Source organism: Pseudarthrobacter sp. IC2-21, assembly GCF_034048115.1.
Lineage (GTDB): Bacteria > Actinomycetota > Actinomycetes > Actinomycetales > Micrococcaceae > Arthrobacter > Arthrobacter naphthalenicus.
In genome coordinates, this window is sequence record NZ_CP139145.1 from 1971066 (window position 1) to 1989018 (window position 17953).

The window sequence follows — 17953 nt, forward strand, 5'->3', positions numbered from 1 at the left end:
GAATTGTATTGTGGTTCATCTTCGCGTGCCATGACAGTAGTGGGATGAATCACACACTTCCCGCTGCAGTGCCGCAACGGCCTTCGCCGGGGGCCGCCGGCCAACCCGCCGCTGACGGTCCTGCCGCACGGTTCTCCAAAGGTTCGGCCGCCGCCGTCCTCGTCTGCTGGCTTCTGGTGGTCTTCGATGGGTATGACCTCATCGTCTACGGCACGGTCCAGTCGTCCCTTATTTCCGAGACCGGTTGGGGCCTGACCAAGGCCACCGCCGGAACCATCGGGTCCATGGCGTTCGTTGGCATGATGATCGGGGCCATTTTCGCCGGGCGGATGGCCGACTCATGGGGCCGCCGCCGCACCATCCTTGGTTGCGCCGTGGTCTTCTCGGTCTTCACGGTGCTCTGCGCCTTCGCCCCGAACGCGGCGATCTTCGGTATCCTCCGGCTCCTGGCCGGCATCGGACTCGGCGGCCTCGTTCCCTCTGCAAACGCCTTGGTCGCAGAGCTGGTCCCGGCCCGGTGGCGGTCCATCATCGCCACTCTGATGATGTCCGGTGTTCCGATCGGCGGATCCATTGCCGCCCTCGTCGGGATCCAGCTGATCCCCGCCTTCGGCTGGGAAGCGATGTTCCTGGTGGCCATCCTGGCCCTCGTGATTGTGGTGCCGCTGGGTCTGAAGTACCTTCCGGAGACCCTCGCCCCGGTCAGCGCAGCAGAGAAGGCGGCCCGCAAGGCCGCGGGCAAGGGCTCACACCATCAGCCCGCCGGTTTCTCCTCGCTGCTCCGTGCCCCGTACCTGGGCATCAGCCTGCTGTTCGCAGTCGCAACCATCGCCACTCTCTTTGCCTGGTACGGGCTGGGTACCTGGTTGCCGAACCTCATGCAGCTTGCTGGTTACAACCTTGGTTCGGCGCTGACCTTCGCCCTGGCGCTGAACCTCGGCGCCGTGGCCGGTTCGGTGATCACCGCCTGGGCCGGAACCCGGTTCGGGCCCATCCCCACCGCCATCGCCGCAGCCGGTGTCGCCGCCGCCGCGCTGGTGGTCCTGGTTACGGGTCCGCCCGTCACGGTCGTGTACCTCATGCTGGTTCTCGCCGGCGTCGGAACGCACGGCACCCAGTGCCTGATCATCGCCGCAGTCGCCAGCCACTATCCCGGACACTTGCGCGGAACAGCTCTCGGCTGGGCCCTCGGGACCGGACGCATCGGTGCCGTCGCGGCCCCCCAGATCGGTGGCCTCCTGCTGGCTGCCGGGCTGGGCGTCAATTCCAACTTCCTCGCCTTCGCCGGTGCAGCCGCCATTGCTGCGATCCTGCTCGCCGCCGTCGGCATCAATCTCAAATCAAAACTCGCAACATCTCAACTCGCTACATCTCAAGGAGCAAACAATGTCTGAGCACGCCGCATCCACTGATGTCCTCGTCATCGGCGGAGGGATGGCCGGGCTGGCCGGAGCCCTCGCACTGCGTGAAAACGGCGCCGAAGTGACCCTGGTAGAGCGGGCGCCTGAGTTCGGTGAGGTCGGCGCAGGGCTGCAGATGGCCCCCAACGCCTCCCGCATCCTTCAGCGCTGGGGACTCCTGGAAAAGGCCCTCGAGATCGGTGTCCAGCCCAAGCACCTGGTCTTCCGCGACGCGATCACCGGTGAAGAACTCACCCGCCAGACCCTCGGCGGCGAATTTGCGGAGCGCTACGGTGCCCCTTATGTCGTGATCCACCGCAGCGATCTGCACCGGATCCTGCTTGAGGCCTGCGAGGCTGCGGGCGTCAAGCTCGTCAACGACGTCATGGTCGAAAGCGTTGAAACAGTGAACGGCCGCGGTGTGGCCCACACTGCCGCAGGCGTTGACTACGAGGCCGACGTGGTGATCGGCGCCGACGGCCTCCGGTCCACCCTCCGCCCCCTCGTGGCCAACGACGAGCCGGTCTCCTCGGCCTACGTCGCCTACCGCGGCACCGTGCCGATCACCGAGAGCACTCCCAAGGCTGACCTTGAGGATGTCATCGTCTACCTCGGACCGGACTGCCACCTGGTGCAGTACCCGTTGCGCAAGGGCGAGCTGCTGAACACGGTGGCCGTCTTCAAGTCGCCGTCCTTCGAAGCCGGCGTGGAACAGTACGGCGGGGTGGACGAGCTTGAAGCCGCCTATAAGGACTGCGTCCCGGCCGTTCAGGAAGCGCTCAAGAACCTCGCCACCGGCATCCGCTGGCCCATGTATGACCGCGACCCGATCGAGAACTGGATCGCCGGGCGCATGGTGCTGATGGGCGATGCCGCACACCCGATGCTGCAGTACCTGGCGCAGGGTGCCTGCCAGGCCATCGAGGACGCCGCCGTGCTGCAGGACGCCACCAACGGAACAGTCTTCACTGAAGGCAGCGTCAACCCCGAAGCGTGGGACGCTGCCATCCAGGAGTTCAACGGCCTTCGCGCAGAACGCACCGCCCGGGTTCAGCGGACCGCGCGTATCTGGGGTGAGTCCTGGCACGTCTCCGGCCTCGCCCGGACGCTGCGGAACCTGCTGTTCAAGAGCCGCAAGGACGGGGACTTCCAGTACAACGACTGGCTGTACGGCCAGGACCAGCCCGGCACCCCGGAACGCCGCGAAGCCGCCCGGCCGGCTGCGCTGTCCGTCTGAGCTGAGCTGATCCCCGCGCCGGCGGGGCCTGCCGCGCCGGACCCGTCCGGGCAGGTCAGAGACCCTTGAGCAGGGGCTGCACGCAATGCGAACATTGTTGCGTGCAGCCCCTTCTGCATTTAAGCGCACGCCAGGCATCCAACGTCCGGCCGGGATGGCCGGCAAGGCGCCATTCCGGTGGCGGGGCCCTTTGCTGAATGTCACCATCTACCTGGACGTCGACGGCGTTGTGTGCCCGTTCGGAGCGACCGGCACCACACCGTGGGGTACAGCCTGGAGAGTCGCGAACGCAGGCCTGCTGGAGGTGGCCTATGCCGCGGAGCTGGTTGACGGGCTGAACAGCCTCGCCCGCGTTCCGGGCGTCCGCTGTGTCTGGCTGACCAGCTGGGAGGACATGGCTCCCCGGTACCTCTGCCCCGCCATTGGACTGGCCGGCAGCCGTTGGCCCTGGCTCACAGCCGGAGATGCCGGGCCGGGGGAGGGCTGGTGGAAACTTGCCGCCCTCCAGGAGGATGTCGCCAAGACCTCACCGCACGGGATCGTATGGATAGACGACCAACTCAATTATGAGCAGGAGGCCCAGGCATGGGCGGCCATCCTGGGGGCACGGATCCTTGCCATCTCACCGGATCCGCGCCGCGGAATTTCACCTGCCCAGCTCGCCGCGGTCAGCTCCTTCGTCGCGGAGCCCGTGTTTTGACACTATGCCCCGGGCGCGTACGATCGATAAGGTTTCAAGCCGGTCCATGAACGGCGCAGCCCATTCCGCGTGAACTTCACGTGAATTATGCTGTGCAGGGCAGGCGGGGTTTTAAGGGACTGCCGAACGTCGACTCTGCAGATTGGGCAACAGGTGGATATCACCTTAATGGTAGCGCTGGTCATCGCACTGGCATTATTTTTCGACTTCACAAACGGTTTTCACGACACGGCCAACGCGATGGCCACACCCATTGCCACCGGTGCCATTAAGCCGAAAACCGCCGTCACTCTGGCCGCCGTCCTCAACCTCGTAGGCGCCTTCCTTTCCACGGAAGTTGCCAAGACGGTTTCGGGCGGTATCATCCGTGAAGGTTCGGACGGAGTCCTGATCACCCCGGACATCATCTTCGCCGGTCTGATGGGTGCCATCCTGTGGAACATGATCACCTGGCTCAAGGGCCTGCCGTCGAGCTCCTCCCACGCGCTGTTCGGCGGCCTGATTGGCGCAGCCATTGCCGGCATCGGCTTCAGTTCCGTGAACCTGGAAACACTCCTGCAGAAGGTCATCCTGCCCGCGGTTTTCGCACCGCTGATTGCCGGGATTGTCGCCTACATCTGCACCAGGCTCGCTTACGCGCTGACCGCCCGCCACGACCCCGAAACCGGCAGCAAACTCACCCAGAAGCGCGGCGGTTTCCGCACCGGCCAGATCTTCACGTCCAGCCTCGTTGCCCTGGCCCACGGCACCAATGATGCGCAGAAGACCATGGGCATCATCACCCTGGTACTGATTTCCGCCGGCACCCAGGCGCCCGGTACCGGCCCGCAGTTCTGGGTCATCGCAGCCTGCGCCCTGGCAATCGCCATTGGCACCTACTCCGGCGGCTGGCGCATCATCCGCACCATGGGCTCCGGCCTCACCGAGGTCAAGCCTGCCCAGGGCTTCGCTGCGGAAACCAGCACGGCCGCCGCCATCCTGGCATCGTCACACCTGGGCTTCGCCCTCTCCACCACGCAGGTGGCCTCGGGCTCGGTCATCGGATCGGGGATGGGCCGAAGGGGCACCACGGTGCGATGGAACATGGTGGGCAAGATCGCCCTGGGCTGGCTGTTCACCCTTCCGGCCGCCGGCATCGTGGGCGCGCTGACGGCGCTGCTCGTGAAGACGGGCGTGGTGGGCCTGGTGATCGCTGCCGTCGCCGGAACAGCAGCCGTGATGTTCATGTTCTTCTTTTCCCGGAAGTCCCATGTGAGCCACCACAACGCCGTGGAGGTCGAGGAGGCGGGGCAGGCCGTCCGCTTCGCCAAGAAGAAAGCCCTCGCCCGTGCACGAGCCAGGGCGAACGAGCATAAGGATACTCAGCGATGAAGTGGTTGGAACTCCTGACGGTGGGCGGCGCAACGCTCGTGGCCGCCGTGACCGTGGTGGTCCTCTATTCGCTGGGCGTCCGGCTGACGGCCATCGCCGGGGACACCGGTCAGGCATCACCGCGCAGTATGCGCCTCTTTGCCAACATCTGTTTTGGCCTTTGCGGTGTCGCCGTGCTGTTCGGGCTGTACCTGATCATCCCGTACTTCAGCGGCTAGATTTCCCTTACCGCTTTGCGGCACCACGGCTACGCTGGGTCCATGCCAAGGATCCAGTATTTTGTCGCGGCCTCCCTCGACGGCTTCATCGCCACAGCCAAGGATGACCTCACCTGGCTGCTGGAATTTGACGGCTTCGAGGGCGGCAAGGAGAGCTACGAGTCCTTTATGGACGGGGTCGGCTGCATTGTGATGGGTGGCGGCACGTTCACCTGGCTGATGGAGCATGAGCCCGGCAACTGGCCCTACAGCGGCACCCCCTGCTACATCTTCACCCACCACGAGTTCACGGCCCCGCCGGGTGCGGATGTGACGTTCGTCCGCGGCCCGGTGGACGAGTTCATCCCGGACTTCATGGCGGACGCCGGCTCAAAGAATGTGTGGGTGGTGGGTGGCGGCAACCTCGCCGCGCAGTTCGCCGCCGCCGGGAGGCTTGATGACATCATCCTGTCCGTTATCCCCGTAGTGCTGGGTGACGGGAAGCGCCTGCTTCCGGTGGAGGGCCCGACGCCGCCGCTGGAGTTGACGGCGTCCCGCACCTTGGGCAGGGGCATTGTGGAGCTCCGCTACAGTTTCGGATCCCCGGAGCGGTCAGGGCCCTGACGGGGCGTTCTCCCGCAGCATGTTGGTGATGCGCGCGGTCGAAAGGCGCCGGCCCTGTTCGTCGGTCATCACAATCTCATGGGTTGTCAGTGTTCGGCCCAGGTGGATGGCGGTGCAGGTCCCGGTGACAGTGCCGGCGGCAATCGCGCGGTGGTGAGTGGCGCTGACCTCGATGCCGAGAGCATGCCGGCCGGCTCCCGCGTGCATTCCGGCAGCGAAGGAACCCAGCGTTTCGGCGAGGACCACGTGGGCTCCGCCGTGCAGGATGCCTGCCACCTGTGTGTTGCCCTCCACCGGCATGGTGGCCACCGACCGTTCCGGGCTCATCTCCAGGAAGTGGATCCCCATCTTGACCACCAGGGCGCCGATGCCCAGTGCGCCAAGCCACTCATGAAGATGCTCCGGGATACCGGCTGTGACTAATTCCTCAGTGAAGGGGCCGGGCGTGAAATTGTCCATCATGGGAACTAGGCTGGCACCTGTGAGTGAAACTACCAAACCGGCCCCCTTCCCTTCTGAAACCTCTGTGCTCGACGCCGACGCTGCCCTGCAGGACATCAGCGTTGCGCCGTCCGCCGGGGGCCGCGTTTCCGCCACCGAAGCTCCCGTGATCCCCCTGACCGACCAGCCGCGACTGCTGGTGCTGGACGGGCATTCGATGGCCTTCCGGGCCTTCTTCGCCCTGCCGGCGGACAAGTTCTCCACCGCCAATGGCCAGCACACCAACGCCATCCACGGCTTTACGTCCATGCTGATCAACCTGATCAAGGAACAGAAGCCCACGCACGTCGCCGTCGCCTTCGATGTCTCGGATGACACCACTCACCGCAAGGCCGAATACAGCGAGTACAAGGGCGGCCGCAACGAAACCCCGCGGGAGATGAGCGGCCAGATCGACCTGATCGACAAGGTCATGCAGGCCTGGGGCATCAAGACCATCAAGATGCCCGGCTATGAAGCTGACGACATCCTGGCGACCCTTGCCACGATGGGCGAAAAGGCCGGCTACGAAGTGCTCCTCGTCTCGGGCGACCGCGATGCTTTCCAGCTGATCACCGAGAACGTTTTTGTGCTGTACCCGCGGAAGGGCGTCAGTGACATCCCACGCATGGATGCCGCGGCCATCCAGGAAAAATACTTTGTCACCCCGCCCCAGTACTCGGACCTCGCTGCCCTGGTGGGGGAGTCTTCGGACAACCTTCCCGGGGTTCCCGGCGTCGGGCCCAAAACTGCGGCCAAGTGGATCAATCTGTACGGCGGCCTCGAAGGTGTCCTGGAACATCTGGATGCCATCGGCGGCAAGGTGGGCGACGCCCTTCGGGCGAACATTGAGGACGTCAAGCGCAACCGGCGGCTTAACAGGCTGCACACGGATCTTGAGCTTCCGGTGACGCTGGAGGACCTGGCCGACCCGCGGCCGGACGAGGCCGCCCTTGAGCAGCTGTTCGACGAGCTCGAATTCAAGACCATCCGCGCCCGGCTGTTTGCCCTCTACGGCAGCGAAGACCTGGAACCGGCCGAACGCGAAAGTGTGGACATCCCGGACTACGCGGCGCCGTCGAACGCCGCCGAGCTGGCGGCCTTCCTCGGCGCCGCGGCAGGGGAGCGCTCCGCGGTCGCCGTCGACCTCGTGCCCGGCAGGATCGGCGAGGATGCCGCGGCGATCGCCATTGTCCGGGGCCACGCGGGTGTTTACATCGATCTGGCGGCCCAGGACGCCGAATCCGAAAACGTCCTGGCGGACTGGCTGCGGGACCCGGCCGCCCCGAAGGTGATGCACGGCTACAAAGCGGCCCTGAAGGCCCTCTCCAGCCGTGGCATGGGCCTGGAAGGCGTGGTGGATGACACCTCCATCTCCGGGTATCTCATCCAGCCTGACCGCCGGACGTACGAATTGGCCGAACTGGCCCAGCACCACCTCAACGTCAGCATCTCCGCGGAGACGTCCAAGGCGGGCCAGCTTGAGCTGGCGTTCGACGGCGACGATGCTGCCGCCGCCGACGCCCTGGTTCATGTGGCGGCGGTTGTGCAGGCACTGAGCCGGTACTTCGAATCGGAACTGATAGAACGTAAGGCCGGGGATCTGCTGACCACGCTGGAGCTGCCGGTCAGCCGTGTCCTGGCCGAGATGGAAACAGCCGGCATCGCCGTCGACATGCAGCGCATGGACGAGCAGCTCGCTGATCTGGCCAAGGTGATCGACAACGCCCAGGAGCTGGCCTTCGCCGCGATCGGCCATGAGGTCAACCTCGGGTCGCCCAAGCAGCTGCAGACCGTCCTCTTCGACGAGCTGCAGCTACCCAAAACCAAAAAGATCAAGTCCGGATACACCACCGACGCCGCCTCCCTGAAGGGCCTGCTGGAGAAGACCGGCCACGAATTCCTGGTCCAGCTGATGGCGCACCGCGAATCCTCCAAACTCCGCCAAATGCTCGAGTCGTTGAAGAAGTCGGTCGCCGAAGACGGCCGGATCCACACCACCTATGCGCAGAACGTCGCGGCGACGGGCCGGATCTCCTCGAATAACCCCAACCTGCAGAACATCCCCATCCGCAGCGAGGAAGGCCGCCGGGTCCGGGGCATCTTTGTGGTCAGTGAGGGCTATGACTGCCTGCTGTCCGCCGACTACTCCCAGATCGAAATGCGCATCATGGCGCACCTTTCCGGTGATGAAGGCCTGATCCAGGCGTACCGGGACGGCGAAGACCTCCACCGTTTTGTCGGCTCGAACATCTTCCATGTGCCCACGGACCAGGTCACCAGTGCCATGCGCTCCAAGGTCAAGGCCATGTCCTACGGGCTTGCCTACGGCTTGACGTCCTTCGGGCTCTCCAAGCAGCTGGAAATCTCCGTGGACGAGGCCCGCACCCTCATGAAGGACTACTTCGACCGTTTCGGCGCCGTGCGTGACTACCTCCGCGGTGTGGTGGACCAGGCCCGTATTGACGGGTACACGGCCACCATCGAAGGGCGGCGCCGCTACCTCCCGGACCTCACCAGCACGGATCGGCAGCTGCGGGAAAATGCTGAGCGCATTGCCCTGAACTCTCCGATCCAGGGGTCCGCCGCGGACATCATCAAGCGGGCCATGCTGGGCGTGCAGGCTGAACTGGCCGCCCGGGGCCTCACCTCGCGGATGCTCCTGCAGGTCCACGATGAACTGGTCCTGGAAGTCGCACCCGGAGAACGGGACGCGGTGGAGAAGCTCGTCACCGAACAGATGGGATCGGCCGCGGACCTCAGCGTCCCGCTGGACGTCCAGATCGGCGTCGGACCCAGCTGGTACGACGCCGGGCATTAGGCTATCCGCCCGCGTGGCCGGCGTGTTCGTGCTGGCCAGCGGCCGGAGTGATTGGTTAGGCTCGGCGTTGTGGCTGAACTGAGTGATGACTACGAAATCCGGCGTTTCCCCGCCGCTGTCGACGGGGAACCCGGTTATCCGGAAGCGGAAAGCTGGGTCAAGGCCGTCTCGTTCGGCTTTCACGAATCCACCCGGACACCCGAACACGTCGCCAAGTCACTGCAGACCTACCGTGCCGATCGGAGGATCTTTACCGGGGCCTACCAAACCCGTGAGGTGGCGCCCGGATCCTTCCCCGCGGAGGTCCCAGTCGCAACCTTCGGCACCATGCGGAAGACCCTGAACATCGGCTTCGGCAGGATGCTGGAAACCCAGCTGGTCACTGCGGTGACCGTACGGACCTCCCATCGGCGCCGCGGACTGCTGCGGCGCATGATGTCGGAGGACCTTGCCCTGGCCAAGGCTGACGGCGTGGCGATGGCTGCCCTGACGGCCTCGGAGGGGTCCATCTACGGGCGCTTCGGTTATGGGGTGGCCAGCTTCGAACGGACCGTCACGGTGGACACCTCGGCCCGGTTCAGCCTCGTCCACCAGGCCGTTGGCCGGGTGGACGTTGCCGAGCCCAAAGTCCTCCTCGACGTGGCGCCGGAAGTTTTCGCCCGCGTGCACCGCCTGACGCCCGGGTCCGTGGACCGCCAGGAGTGGTACCGCCAGTTGGCGTCAGGCTCCCTTGGCCGCGACGGCAAAGAGGACCCGGCCGTCAAGGTGGCCCTGCACTACGGTCCGGACGGGGGCGTGGACGGCTACGTGTCCTACAAGTTCCTGGGCTGGGAGACGGAACCCCACACGATGCACGTGGTGGATCTGGTGGCGGCCACCCACGAGGCCTACCTGGAACTCTGGCAGTTCCTTGCCGCCATCGATCTGATCGAACGGATCACCTGGGAGGAAGCGCCGCTGGATGACCCCCTTACCTGGGCACTGGCCGATCCCCGCTGCATCGACTCATCGGACAGCAGGGACATGCTCTGGCTCCGCATCCTGGACGTGGTTCCGGCCCTTCAGGCGCGGCATTATCCGGTGGACGGCCGGCTGGTGCTGGAAGTCCTCGACCCCCTCGGCCTCACGGCCGGGACGTTTGCCCTCGCAGTCAGCGGCGGTAAGGCCGCCGTCGAACGCGTCGGACCGGAGGCGGATCCGGACCTCACACTGGATGTCTCCGCGCTGTCATCAATTTATCTGGGTGCGGTCTGCCCGGTGACGCTGACGGCAGCAGGGCGGATCCGTGAACACAGGCAGGGCGCGGCGCTTCGGGCCCGCGGGTTGTTCGCCGTTGAGCGCGCCGCCCATTGCCTGACCCACTTCTAGGCCCCCCGGGGCGTCCTCTTGCCCTGACAGGCCGCGCTTTGACCCGTGTTGGCCGCTGCGACTAGAATAAGTGGGCGCGTACTACGTGCACGTTCTCTGCATTTGTTAAACACCAATCCACAAAATCAGGATGACCCGGCGGATCTCCACGATCCGCCGCCACCTGTGCCTGCGTTCCATAATGCGGGTGCAGTGGTTGGCCTGACCAACTAACTATCCACAACGGAGCCCCTACTACATGACCATCACCTCCACCGAGAAGCCCGGTACCCCCGTAGTCGCGATTAACGACATCGGTACCGCTGAGGACTTCCTCGCAGCAGTCGACGCCACCATCAAGTACTTCAACGACGGAGATCTCGTCGAAGGTACCGTCGTCAAGGTCGACCGCGATGAAGTTCTGCTCGACATCGGTTACAAGACCGAAGGTGTCATCCCCTCCCGCGAGCTGTCCATCAAGCACGACGTTGATCCCGGAGACGTTGTCTCCGTTGGCGATCAGGTCGAAGCCCTGGTGCTCACCAAGGAAGACAAAGAAGGCCGCCTGATCCTCTCCAAGAAGCGTGCTCAGTACGAGCGTGCCTGGGGCGATATCGAGAAGGTCAAGGAAGAAGACGGTGTTGTCACCGGTACCGTCATCGAGGTTGTCAAGGGTGGTCTTATCCTCGACATCGGTCTGCGCGGCTTCCTGCCCGCATCCCTCGTCGAGATGCGCCGTGTGCGCGACCTGGCTCCGTACATCGGTCAGCAGATCGAAGCCAAGATCATCGAGCTGGACAAGAACCGCAACAACGTGGTCCTGTCCCGCCGTGCCTGGCTCGAGCAGACCCAGTCCGAGGTCCGCTCCACGTTCCTCAACAAGCTGGAAAAGGGCCAGGTCCGTCCCGGCGTCGTTTCCTCCATCGTCAACTTCGGTGCCTTCGTGGACCTGGGCGGCGTAGACGGCCTCGTTCACGTTTCCGAGCTGTCCTGGAAGCACATCGACCACCCGTCCGAGGTTGTCGAAGTTGGCCAGGAAGTCACCGTCGAGGTTCTCGAGGTCGACCTGGACCGCGAGCGCGTTTCCCTGTCGCTCAAGGCTACGCAGGAAGATCCGTGGCAGACCTTCGCCCGCACCCACGCCCTGGGCCAGGTTGTTCCGGGTAAGGTCACCAAGCTGGTTCCGTTCGGTGCGTTCGTTCGCGTCGAAGACGGCATCGAAGGCCTGGTCCACATCTCCGAGCTGGCTGTCCGCCACGTTGAACTGGCCGAGCAGGTTGTCTCCGTTGGCGACGAGCTGTTCGTCAAGGTCATCGACATCGATCTGGAACGCCGCCGCATCTCGCTCTCCCTCAAGCAGGCCAACGAGGGCGTCGACGCCGACAGCACCGAATTCGATCCGGCTCTCTACGGCATGGCCGCTGAGTACGACGAAGAGGGTAACTACAAGTACCCGGAGGGCTTCGATCCGGAGTCCAACGAGTGGCTTGAAGGCTACGAGAACCAGCGCGCCGCCTGGGAGCAGCAGTACGCTGATGCCCAGACCAAGTGGGAAGCACACAAGAAGCAGGTTGCTCAGCACGCTGCCGACGACGCTGCAGCTGCAACGTCCGGTGACAGCGATTCCGGCACCACCAGCTACTCCTCGGAGCCCGCTGCTGAGTCCAACGCCGGTGCAGGCACCCTTGCATCCGACGAGGCTCTCGCCGCTCTGCGCGAGAAGCTGACCGGCAACTAATTGCCACCGGCCCGGGACTTCCCGGGCCAACACCGCGGGCCCCTGCAATTGCAGGGGCCCGCGGTGTTTAACCCCAGACGGTGTCTGACCTTGGGCGGCACCGGCCGGATCGCGCGTTAGAGGTCGACGGCGGCACTCACCGCGCCGCCGTCGTCGTCGTAAGTCAGTACCGCGCCCGCGGCAGTGAGCAGACGTTGAGCACCGGCATTCCCGGCCGTTGTATGCGCCACGATGCGCCGCAGGCCTGCGCGGCTGGCTTCTGCCAGGATCAGTTGGAGGGCAACAGTGCCGATGCGCTGGCCGCGGAAGCTCCGGCCCAGCCAAATGCCTGTCTCTGCGGTACCGGGGTCCACTGTCCGTTTCAGGCGGATTGAACCCGCGGGATCTCCACCGCACAACACAGCCCAGGTCTGTTCGCCCGCCGGTCCATCCAGCCCCTTCGCCGCCGCGCGGTGGTACGCCCGGAACCACTGCGCGCGCTCAGCGTTCCAGCCGGTTCCGGCGCCGAGCGGCGGGGTGACTTCGTCCGCCGCCGCATCCCTTTGGGCGAGGTCCAGCAGCTTCTCCAGCAGGGGCTCATCCACGTCGGCCAGGTGGACTTCAGGGGAGCGGGACATCGAGCCACTCCGTTCCGCCGGGTGTGAGATCCACGGTTCCGGCGGTGAACGAGAGGACGCGCTCGGTGGCGGCTGAAAGTTCCGCCGGGTTGTCGGGGATGGCCAGGCGCAGGGTCGTCTCGCGGGCGCCGTAGGTGGTTTCCGCCATCACGAAGCCTGCCGCCCGGAGATCGTTTTCCAGCCTGCCCGCGCCGGAGTGAGGTACGGACGCGGAACAGATCCGCAGCCGGCGTCGCCGGACCAGCGGTGCCCGGTCGAGGGCGGCGGACACCGATTCGGAATAGGCCCGGACCAGGCCGCCCGCGCCCAGCAGGATGCCGCCGAAATAACGGACGACGACGGCGCTGACGTCGCTGAGGTCGGTCACCCCCGGTGCGGTCTCGCGTTTAAGGATCGCCTCAAGCATCGGAATGCCCGCGGTGCCGGAGGGTTCGCCGTCGTCATTGGACCGCTGGATGTCCCGGTCCGGCCCGATGACGAAGGCTGAGCAGTGGTGCCGGGCATCATGGAATTCGCGCCGCAGGCCTGACACCAGCTCCCGGGCTGCTTCCTCGGTGTCCGCGCGGCGCAGCACGGTGATGAAACGGGACCGTTTGATTTCGATGTCGTGCCGGAAATCCGGACCAGCCGCGAGGGCGGTATACGAGGTTACCCGGCTCTCCTGCTCCTGCTCTTGCACCGCCCCAGTCTAGGGCAGCAGCGGGTGGGGCCACGCTGCCGGGGTTCCCAGCGGCGACTAGGCTGTTGAAGTGCTGAAGATCGGTTTGACGGGCGGCATCGCCTCAGGGAAGTCAATGGTGGCCTCACGTCTGGCGGAGCTCGGTGCCACTCTGGTGGATGCCGACGCGCTGGCCCGCAAGGTGGTTGAGCCTGGTACGCCCGGACTGGCACGGGTGGTGGACGCGTTTGGGACGGAGATGCTCGACGCCGCCGGCCGGCTTGACCGCGCCAGGCTCGGCTCTGTCGTTTTTGGCGATCCGTCCCGCCTGGCCGTGCTGAATGGCATTGTTCACCCGCTGGTCCGGGAGGCCGCTGCAGGGATCATTGCCGCTGCACCCCGTGGCGCGGTGGTGGTCCAGGACATTCCGCTTCTGGTGGAGACGGGGCAGGGCAGCAACTTTCATTTGGTGCTGGTGGTGGACGCGTCGGACGACATCCGCATTGCCCGCATGCTCGAACACCGGGGGATGACCCGGGAGGAGGCCGCGTCCCGGATGGCGGCGCAGGCCACGCGCGCTGACCGGCTGGCCGCAGCGGACGTGGTCCTGGAGAACGCCGGGACAGTGGACGCCCTGCTGGCTCAGGTGGACCGGCTCTGGACTGAACGGCTGGTGCCGTTTGCGGACAATCTGCGCCGTGGTGCCAGGGCGGCCAGGGCGGGTGTGGCAGTACTGTCCCCGGCCCGGGCGGACTGGCCGGCCCAGGCCGCCAGGCTTGGTGCCCGGATCAGGGCCGCCGCACCCGCGGACATACTGGCCGTTGACCACGTCGGCTCCACCGCGGTTCCGGGTCTGCCGGCCAAGGACGTAATCGATCTTCAAGTGACGGTGACTGGCCTTGACGTCGCCGATCGGATAGCGCCGCTGCTGGCTGCAGCGGGTTTTCCGCCCGTGCCGGGGGCCAATTTCGACACTCCGAAGCCTGCTGCGCCCGACCCGGCGCAATGGGAGAAACGGTTCCACGCCAATGCAGACCCAGGCCGTGCCGTGAACGTGCACGTCAGGCCGGCAGGATCCTCAGGCTGGCACTACGCGCTGCTGTTCCGCGACTGGCTCCGGAATGACCCCGAGGCCGCCGCCATGTATGCCGAACACAAACTCGCCCTGACCAAACAGTTTGCCGGCACCAGGGGCACGCACGCCTACGCCGAGGCGAAGGAGCCGTGGTTCACGGACGTTGCCCTGCCCGGTATGGACGCCTGGGCTGCGCACTCAGGGTGGCGCCCGCCGTCGTACACCCCTGGAAGTCCCCGCCCCTGAACCCAACTGTTCGCCGGTAACGGATCCGGGGCTGAGTGTCGGTGCCCGGTTGTAGATTAGATGCATGAGCCTTGCGCAGGATATCAACCGAGTTGTCGCGCCCTTCGAGGTCATCAGCGAATTCCAGCCCGCCGGTGACCAGCCCGCCGCCATCGCCGAACTGACGGAGCGGATCAAGAACGGCGAAAAAGATGTTGTCCTGCTCGGTGCCACCGGTACCGGCAAGAGCGCCACCACCGCCTGGCTTATTGAACAGGTCCAGCGGCCCACCCTGGTGATGGTCCAGAACAAGACCCTTGCCGCCCAGTTGGCCAACGAATTCCGGGAACTGCTGCCCAATAATGCGGTGGAGTATTTCGTCTCCTACTACGACTATTACCAGCCCGAGGCGTACGTGGCGCAGACGGACACCTTCATCGAGAAGGACTCCTCCATCAACGAGGAAGTCGAACGGCTGCGGCACTCTGCCACCAATGCCCTGCTGACCCGCCGCGACGTCATCGTGGTTGCCACGGTGTCCTGCATCTACGGCCTGGGTACCCCGGAAGAGTACATCGCGGGAATGGTCACGCTCCGCAAGGGCGCCGAGATGAACCGCGATGACCTGCTCCGGAAGTTCGTCGCCATGCAGTATGCGCGCAACGACATGGACTTCCACCGCGGCACGTTCCGGGTCCGCGGCGACACCGTGGAGATCATTCCGATGTACGAGGAACTGGCCATCCGGATCGAATTCTTCGGGGATGAGATCGAGAATATCCACACCCTGCACCCGCTGACCGGCGAAGTGATCCGGGACGAAGAGGAAATGTATGTCTTCCCGGCCTCGCACTATGTGGCCGGTCCTGAGCGGATGGCCCGCGCCATCAAGCGGATCGAGGATGAACTCGCAGAACGGCTGCAGGAGCTGGAAAGCCAGAACAAGCTGGTGGAGGCCCAGCGGCTGCGGATGCGCACCACCTATGACCTTGAAATGATGCAGCAGATGGGGTTTTGCAACGGCATCGAAAACTACTCGTCGCACATCGACGGGCGGGCCCGGGGGACCGCTCCGCACTGCCTCCTGGACTACTTCCCGGACGACTTCCTGCTGGTGATCGACGAGTCCCACGTCACGGTGCCGCAGATCGGCGCCATGTACGAAGGTGACATGTCCCGCAAGCGCAACCTGGTGGACTTCGGCTTCCGGCTGCCTTCGGCCATGGACAACCGCCCCCTCAAGTGGGATGAATTCCTCGAACGGGTGGGCCAGACCGTCTACCTCTCGGCCACGCCGGGCAAGTACGAACTCGGAAAGGCCGACGGCTTCGTGCAGCAGATCATCCGGCCCACCGGCCTGATCGACCCCGAGGTGGTGGTCAAACCCACCAAGGGCCAGATCGATGACCTCCTCGGTGAGATCAAGACCCGGACGGCGAAGAACGAACGCGTGCTGGTCACCACGCTGACCAAGCGGATGGCGGAGGACCTCACCGACTACCTCCTGGGCCACGGCATCAAAGTTGAATACCTGCACTCCGACGTCGATACGCTCCGCCGGGTTGAACTGCTCCGCGAACTGCGGATGGGCGTTTTCGACGTGCTGGTGGGCATCAACCTTCTCCGCGAAGGCCTCGACCTGCCCGAGGTCTCGCTGGTGAGCATCCTGGACGCGGACAAGGAAGGCTTCCTGCGGTCCTCCACGTCCCTGATCCAGACCATCGGCCGTGCTGCCCGAAACGTCTCCGGACAGGTCCACATGTATGCGGACCGCATCACCGATTCCATGGCCCACGCCATCGACGAGACCAACCGGCGCCGTGCCATCCAGGTGGCGTACAACACGGAAAAGGGGATCGATCCGCAGCCGCTGCGGAAGAAGATCGCCGACATCACCGACCAGCTGGCCAAGGAAGACGCCGATACCCAGGAGCTGCTGAACAACAACCGCCTGGCCAAGGGCGCCAAGCGCGGGAAGTCTGCGGCCAAGGGCGCAGCCCAGGTCCGCAAGGACGGGCTCGCTGCGGCCCCGGCAGAAGACCTCGTGGGTTTGATCGAGCAGCTCACCGAGCAGATGCACGGTGCGGCCGCCGAACTGCAGTTCGAGGTGGCCGCGAGGATCCGGGACGAGGTCAGTGAGCTGAAGAAGGAACTCCGCCAAATGCAGGCGGCCGGTCACGCATAGGACCGTCTGAGGCTCACCCGCATCATATGCAGACTGAGTCCGGCGCTGGTGTGTGCCTGCGGTAGAGTTAACGGCACGTAGGGGAGTATCCCAAGTGCTACGATCGTCAACACGCGAGGCATGGTTGCCTGGCCGGGCGTAGCGGGTCCGCCAATTCAGCACCAAGTGCACAGGCAGGCCGGAGAGACTTACACCATTTCTCTGTACCCTGCGAAAGGCTACCCGTGCTTGATTTGCCTGTGTGGTTTGAGGTCGGCTCCTTTGTCGTCCTCGGCCTGATCATTCTCCTTGACCTTCTCCTCGTTGTCCGGCGTCCCCACGAACCATCGATGAAGGAAGCCGGCCTGTGGGTGGCCTTCTACGTCAGCCTGGCCCTGGTCTTTGCCGGTGCGATGTTCGCGTTCACCAACGCAGAATTCGGTGGCCAGTTCGTGGCGGGCTGGGTCACAGAGTACAGCCTCAGCATCGACAACCTGTTCGTCTTCATCATCATCATGGCCAGGTTCTCCGTACCCCGGAAATACCAGCAGGAAGTGTTGATGGTGGGCATCATCATTGCCCTGATCCTGCGAGGCATCTTCATCCTCCTCGGCGCGATCGTGATCGAACAGTTCAGCTGGGTCTTCTATATCTTTGGGGCCTTCCTGCTCTGGACCGCCTGGAAGCAGGCGCAGGACGAAGGCGAGGACGAGGAGGACAAGGAAAACCCGCTCCTCGCCCAGATCCGCAAAGTCATCCCCATGTCGGAGAAATTCGACGAAGGGAAGCTGCGTACCACGGTGGACGGGAAGAAAGTCTTCACCCCCATGCTGGTGGTGTTCGTCACCATCGGCCTGACCGACCTGCTCTTCGCCGTGGACTCCATTCCGGCGATCTTCGGCCTCACCCAGAGCCCGTTCATCGTGTTCACCGCCAACCTGTTCGCCCTGATGGGCCTCCGCCAGCTCTACTTCCTGCTGGGGGGCCTGATGAACCGCCTGATCTACCTGAAGCATGCTTTGTCCTTCATTCTGGCGTTCATCGGAGTGAAGCTCGTGCTGCACGCCATGCACGTGAACGAACTGCCGTTCATCAACGGTGGCAACCACATCGAATGGGCTCCGGAGATCCCCACGTTTGTCTCCCTTGCCGTGATCGTGGGCACCATCATCGTTGCTGTGATAGCAAGCCTGATGAGCTCCAAAGCTGAGGCGTCCCCCGTGGACCCCCGCCTGGAAGAAGACGCCAGAAGGAGCCTCAGCGACTCCGAGTAGGCCCGGCGCCCACCTCCTACGTCAC

Annotated in this window: 15 protein-coding genes; 12 read left to right on the forward strand and 3 right to left on the reverse strand. The window is 64.8% G+C overall.

Going from position 1 to position 17953, the window contains the following annotated elements:
* The first annotated feature begins 44 nt into the window (after positions 1–44).
* From SBP01_RS09095 to SBP01_RS09120, 6 genes are all read left to right on the forward strand, one after another.
* Positions 45–1394: an aromatic acid/H+ symport family MFS transporter gene (locus tag SBP01_RS09095; protein ID WP_320538185.1), complete on the forward strand. Its 1350-nt coding sequence runs from the start codon at positions 45–47 to the stop codon at positions 1392–1394.
* Positions 1387–2637 (forward strand): FAD-dependent oxidoreductase, encoded by a 1251-nt coding sequence (locus SBP01_RS09100; RefSeq protein WP_320538186.1) that lies wholly within the window; start codon positions 1387–1389, stop codon positions 2635–2637. The genes SBP01_RS09095 and SBP01_RS09100 overlap by 8 nt, the downstream gene beginning before the upstream one ends.
* A 190-nt stretch (positions 2638–2827) precedes the next feature.
* Complete coding sequence (locus SBP01_RS09105) at positions 2828–3337, forward strand: HAD domain-containing protein (protein ID WP_320538188.1); 510 nt, start codon at positions 2828–2830, stop codon at positions 3335–3337.
* A 153-nt stretch (positions 3338–3490) separates the two neighbouring features.
* On the forward strand, positions 3491–4708 hold the full coding sequence (locus SBP01_RS09110) for an inorganic phosphate transporter (RefSeq protein ID WP_275215088.1): 1218 nt from the start codon (positions 3491–3493) through the stop codon (positions 4706–4708).
* Positions 4705–4926: a hypothetical protein gene (locus tag SBP01_RS09115; protein ID WP_275215087.1), complete on the forward strand. Its 222-nt coding sequence runs from the start codon at positions 4705–4707 to the stop codon at positions 4924–4926. Before SBP01_RS09110 ends, SBP01_RS09115 begins: the two co-directional genes overlap by 4 nt.
* Before the next feature lie 42 nt (positions 4927–4968).
* The gene (locus SBP01_RS09120) at positions 4969–5529 is read left to right on the forward strand and encodes a dihydrofolate reductase family protein (protein WP_275215086.1); all 561 of its coding nucleotides are present in this window, start codon (positions 4969–4971) and stop codon (positions 5527–5529) included.
* Here SBP01_RS09120 and SBP01_RS09125 read toward each other — a convergent pair.
* A complete protein-coding gene (locus SBP01_RS09125) occupies positions 5518–5991 on the reverse strand; it encodes a hotdog fold thioesterase (RefSeq protein WP_275215085.1) in 474 nt (157 codons plus the stop codon). The two genes, SBP01_RS09120 and SBP01_RS09125, sit on opposite strands and share 12 nt — an antisense overlap.
* Positions 5992–6187: 196 nt before the next feature.
* On the opposite strand from SBP01_RS09125, the gene polA reads away from it, so the two are divergent.
* From polA to rpsA, 3 genes are all read left to right on the forward strand, one after another.
* Positions 6188–8830 carry a DNA polymerase I gene (gene polA / locus SBP01_RS09130; RefSeq protein WP_320538313.1) on the forward strand — a complete coding sequence of 881 codons (2643 nt, stop codon included), beginning with the start codon at positions 6188–6190 and terminating at the stop codon, positions 8828–8830.
* A gap of 78 nt (positions 8831–8908) precedes the next feature.
* Positions 8909–10198 (forward strand): GNAT family N-acetyltransferase, encoded by a 1290-nt coding sequence (locus tag SBP01_RS09135; RefSeq protein ID WP_414004292.1) that lies wholly within the window; start codon positions 8909–8911, stop codon positions 10196–10198.
* A 238-nt stretch (positions 10199–10436) separates the two neighbouring features.
* Positions 10437–11915 (forward strand): 30S ribosomal protein S1, encoded by a 1479-nt coding sequence (rpsA, locus tag SBP01_RS09140; protein WP_190989028.1) that lies wholly within the window; start codon positions 10437–10439, stop codon positions 11913–11915.
* A 116-nt stretch (positions 11916–12031) separates the two neighbouring features.
* Here the strand turns inward: rpsA and SBP01_RS09145 are convergent, their stop codons facing one another.
* Positions 12032–12532: a GNAT family protein gene (locus SBP01_RS09145; RefSeq protein WP_320538190.1), complete on the reverse strand. Its 501-nt coding sequence runs from the start codon at positions 12530–12532 to the stop codon at positions 12032–12034.
* Positions 12516–13211, reverse strand: coding sequence for a YigZ family protein (locus SBP01_RS09150; protein ID WP_320538191.1), 696 nt, complete (start codon positions 13209–13211; stop codon positions 12516–12518). The genes SBP01_RS09145 and SBP01_RS09150 overlap by 17 nt, the downstream gene beginning before the upstream one ends.
* Before the next feature lie 70 nt (positions 13212–13281).
* Between SBP01_RS09150 and coaE the strand changes: the two genes are divergently transcribed.
* The 3 genes from coaE (at position 13282) to SBP01_RS09165 (ending at position 17928) form a co-directional block, all read left to right on the forward strand.
* Positions 13282–14511, forward strand: a complete 1230-nt coding sequence (gene coaE, locus SBP01_RS09155) for a dephospho-CoA kinase (protein WP_320538192.1) — start codon at positions 13282–13284, stop codon at positions 14509–14511.
* Between the two features lie 64 nt (positions 14512–14575).
* Positions 14576–16675, forward strand: a complete 2100-nt coding sequence (gene uvrB, locus SBP01_RS09160) for an excinuclease ABC subunit UvrB (RefSeq protein WP_275215079.1) — start codon at positions 14576–14578, stop codon at positions 16673–16675.
* A 224-nt stretch (positions 16676–16899) separates the two neighbouring features.
* Positions 16900–17928 (forward strand): TerC family protein, encoded by a 1029-nt coding sequence (locus tag SBP01_RS09165; protein WP_320538193.1) that lies wholly within the window; start codon positions 16900–16902, stop codon positions 17926–17928.
* The last annotated feature ends 25 nt before the right edge of the window (positions 17929–17953 follow it).